The sequence below is a fragment of the Streptomyces sp. NPDC018045 genome (genome assembly GCF_044327445.1).
Classification (GTDB): domain Bacteria; phylum Actinomycetota; class Actinomycetes; order Streptomycetales; family Streptomycetaceae; genus Streptomyces.
This window is the reverse complement of sequence record NZ_JBIRFL010000066.1, coordinates 1-4183: the sequence shown is the minus strand read 5'-3', so window position 1 is coordinate 4183 and position 4183 is coordinate 1. Positions and strand designations below refer to the sequence as shown.

The following is a 4183-nucleotide window of genomic DNA, read 5'->3' as shown; positions in this document are numbered from 1 at the left end:
CCACCGTACGGACACGCCACGAACCGCTCCGCCGTCAGCGCCGCCCGCCCCAGATACCCCCGCGCCACCCCCTGCCCGGCGATGTACAGCTCGCCGGTGACCTCGGGCGGGACCGGCCGGAGCGCGGTGTCCAGCACGTACACCCGTACCGCGTCGCGCGGTCCGCCGATCGGCAGGACGGCCGGGGCGGGCGTGCCGGGGCCGACGGTGAAGGCCGTGGCGCAGAGGGTGGTCTCGGTCGGCCCGTAGAGGTGGCCGACGGTGACGCCGGGGCAGGCGTCGCGGGCGTCGGCGACGGCCTCGGCCGGTACCGCGTCCCCGCCCGTCAGGACGTGCCGCAGGCCGGTGAAGCATTCGGGGGCCTCCTGCGCGAGGACGCGGAAGAGCCCGGCCGTCAGGTGCACGGCCGTCAGCCCGTGGTCGGTGACCAGCCGGGCCAGCGCCTTCGCCGTGAGATCGGCCGGGGGCGCGATCACCACCCGGCCGCCGTTGAGGAGTGTGACCCACAGTTCGAGGGTGGAGGCGTCGAAGGTGTGCGGGGCGTGGAACAGGACGCGGCCGGTGGCGATGCCGTCCCAGCAGGTGTCCTGGGCGAGGGCGGCGACGTTGCCGTGGGTGGTGACGACGCCCTTGGGTGTCCCCGTCGAGCCGGAGGTGTACATCACGTACAGACCGGAGTCCGGGGACACGGGGGCCGCGAGCGGAGCGTCGGAGCGGCGGCGCAGGGCGTCCGCGACATCGGCCTCCGTCAGGACGACGGCGGGCGCGGCGTCGTCGAACAGGGTGCGTACCCGCTTGGCGGGCTGCGCGGTGTCCACCGGCACGGCCACCGCCCCCGCCTTGGCGACGCCGAGCAGAGCCATGATCAGTTCGGGCGAGCGGGCGAGCGTGACGACCACCCGGTCCCCCGGCCGGGCGCCGGACGCGCGCAGATGCCGGGCGATCCGGTTGGCCCGGGCGTCCAGGGCGCCGTACGTCAGGGTCGTCTCGCGGGACACCAGCGCGATGTCGTGCCGGTGTTCCCGTACGGCCTGTTCGAAGAGGCCGGTGACGGTCGTCGGCGCGGCGCCCGGCGCGCCGGTGTTCACACCGTGCAGCAGCCGGTCACGTTCGCCGTCGACCAGGATGTCGAGGTCACCGGCGCGGACGTCCGGGTCGGCCACGAGCCGGCGCAGGATGCCGGTGAACCGGGCGGTGAGGAGTTCGGCGCTCCGCGCGCTGATCAGTTCCGGGCGGTGCGTCAGGAGGAACAGCAGCTCGGGTCCCGGGAAGACGGCCAGGCTGACCGGGTAGTGACTGACGTTGTGCCCGCGTACGGGGGTGAGCTTCAGCGGGGGCCCGCCCTCCTCCGCCAGTGCGCCGCGCGGGAAGCTCTCGTAGACCAGCAGGCTGTCGAACCCGGCTCCGGGTCCGCCGGCCTTCCGGATCTCGCTGAGCCCCAGGTACTGGTGGGGCATCAGGGCGCCTTGCCGGGCCTGCACGTCGGTGAGCAGCTCGGACACCGGCCGGGAGGCCGTCAGGGGCACACGGACCGGGACGGTGTTGATGAAGAGCCCGAGCATGGACTCGACGCCGCGCAGCTCGGCGGGCCGGGCCGCCACGGTCGCGCCGAAGACCACCTCGTCCCGGCCCAGCAGGCGGCCGAGGAGCAGGGCCCAGGCCCCCTGGACGAAGGTGTTGGGGGTCAGGCCGTGGCGGCGGGCGAGTTCGGTGAGCGCCTCGGTGGCCGGCCGGTCCAGCTTCGCGTGCACCTGCCCGTGTCCGGCGGCGGACGGGCGGTGGCCGTTCACCGGTGCCAGCAGCGTCGGTTCGCGCAGCCCGGCGAGGTCGGCCCGCCAGGCGGCGCGCGCCGACTCCTTGTCCTGGGCGTTCAGCCAGCCGAGGTAGTCACGGTAGGGCGTGACGGGCGGCAGGCCGGAGGGGTCGCCACCCGCCTCGTAGAGGGCCCACAGTTCGTGCTGGAGGGTCGGCAGCGACCAGCCGTCCATCAGGATGTGGTGGTTGGTGAGGATCAGCCGGTGCCGGGCCGGTCCGAGCCGGAGCAGGACGAGCCGGAGCAGCGGCGGTACGGCCAGGTCGAAGCGCCGGGCGCGTTCCTCGTCCGCGAGGCGCTCGGCCTCGGCGAGGGCGTCCCGGGGCGGCCTGCCGGTCAGGTCGGCGTCCCGCCAGGGCAGGCGCACACGGGCCGGGATGACCTGGACGGGGTGTTCGAGGCCCGGTGGCTGGCGGAAGCAGGCCCGCAGGGTGGCGTGCCGGGCCACCAGCGCCTGCCAGGACGCCCGCAGCGCGGCCGCGTCGAGGTCCCCTTCGATGTCCAGCACGTCCTGGACGACGTAGGTGTCCTCGGCCTGTCCGTCGTACCGGGAGTGGAACAGCAGCCCCTCCTGGAGCGGTGTCAGCGGCCACACGTCCTCTATGCGGCGGTCCACGGCATACCTCCCTCACCGGGTGCTTCGTTGAAGTCGTCCTCCAGCGCCTCCAACTGACCGAGTGTCAGGTCCACCAGTGGCAGGTCGGAGGGGGTCAGGCCGCCCGCGTCCGGGGCCTCGGAGAGTGCGGCCAGGCCGGCCAGCAGACCGGTCCAGCGGTCGGCCAGCCGGACGGCGGCGTCCTCGGTGAGGGCCCCTTCCAGCCACGACACCAGCAGCACCAGTTCGGGGCCGCCGTCGCCGTCGCGGACCAGGCCGCCGAACTCCAGCGCGTGCAGGGCGGGCAGCTCCGGGTCGGCGTCGGCGCCCATGGAGCGGGGCCCGGCCGGCTGCCAGTCGCCCGTGCCGGGGCCCGTGACGGAGAACCGTCCCAGGTAGTTGAACCCGGCCGTGGGCGTGGGCAGCCCGTCCCCGTACGGCTGGGCGGCCTGTTCCTTGACCCGTTTGAGCAGCCGGTCGGCGGCCGGGCCGCCCGCGCGCACCTCGTCGAAGTCGGTGACGCCCGCGTCCAGCCGGACCGGGCGCAGGGTGGTGAACCAGCCCACGGTGCGTGACAGGTCCAGGTCGCCGTCGCGGCCGTGCCCCTCGATGTCCAGGTCGACCGGGCCCGGCCGGTCCTCGGTGAGGGCCGCGGTGAGCGCGGCGAGCAGCACATCACCCGTCGTGGCGTGGAAGGCCGCGGGGACGGTGGTCAGCACCGCGGAGGCCGTCCGTGCGGGCACGGTGAACGTCCGCTGCCGCATCTGCCCTTCGGTGCCCCGCACCGGGCCGGCGGCCCGCTGCGGCCCCGCCGCCACCTGCCGGGCGTACGTGCGGAACGAGGCGGCGACCGGGGCCAGGTGTCCGTCGGGGTCCGCCCAGGCCGCCGCGAGGTCGGGCAGCAGGATGCGCCAGGACACCGCGTCGAAGACCAGGTGGTGGACGACGATCGCGAGCCGTCCGGGCCGTCCGCTGCCCCGGTCGAACCAGACCGCCCGCAGGGTGGCGCCGGACCGCGGGTCCAGGCGGCCGGACGCCGCCCGTGCCTCGGTGTCGATCAGTTCCTCGAACGCCTGGTCCGTCAGCCCCGCGGCGTCGACGCGCCGGACCCGCTCCGGTACGGGGGCCGCGTCACCGACTTCCAGGTACGGCTCGGCGCCGTCCGGGACGACCAGGCGGGCCCGCAGCATCGCGTGGTGGGCCGCCACCCGCTCGACGGCCCGCGTCAGACGGTCCAGCCCGGCACGGGCCGGGACGCGTACGACGGTCCACTGCGCGAACCTGGCGGCCAGCGTGTCCGGGCCGCCGCGTGCGGTCAGCTCCCGCATGACCGGGGTGAGGGGGACGGCTCCGTGGCCGTCCTCGTGCCGGGCGTCGTCCTCCGTGCGGGGCCGGGCGACGCGGGCGAGGGCCTCGGGGGTCTTGTGCTGGAAGACGTCCGACGCGCTGATGCGGTAGCCGGCCTTGGCCGCGCGGGAGACGAGCAGCAGGGAGACGATGCTGTCGCCGCCGAGTTCGAAGAAGTTGGCGTCCGCGGCGACCGGGAGGGTCCGCTCCCCCAGCGCTCCGGCTTCCGCTTCCGGCGCCCCGAGGCGCAGGAGTTCCGCGAAGAGGTGGCAGAAGAGCGTTTCGAGCGGCGTGCGGGGCGCGCGCCCCGCGGCGGCCGCCGTATGGTCGGGGGCGGGCAGGGCGGCCCGGTCGACCTTGCCGTTGGCGGTCAGCGGCAGCTCGTCCAGGACGACCGTCGCCGACGGCACCATGTAGTCCGGCAGCCG

2 protein-coding genes are annotated in these 4183 nt (G+C 75.3%); both read right to left on the bottom strand.

Annotation, left to right across the window (positions count from 1 at the left end; genetic code table 11):
- A partial coding sequence (locus tag ACH4EB_RS38500) for an AMP-binding protein (protein ID WP_398353193.1) occupies positions 1-2429 on the bottom strand: 2429 nt, incomplete at its 3' end.
- Positions 2414-4183: condensation domain-containing protein (locus ACH4EB_RS38495; protein ID WP_398353191.1), on the bottom strand; the 1770-nt coding region annotated here is incomplete at its 5' end. The genes ACH4EB_RS38495 and ACH4EB_RS38500, both read right to left, overlap by 16 nt.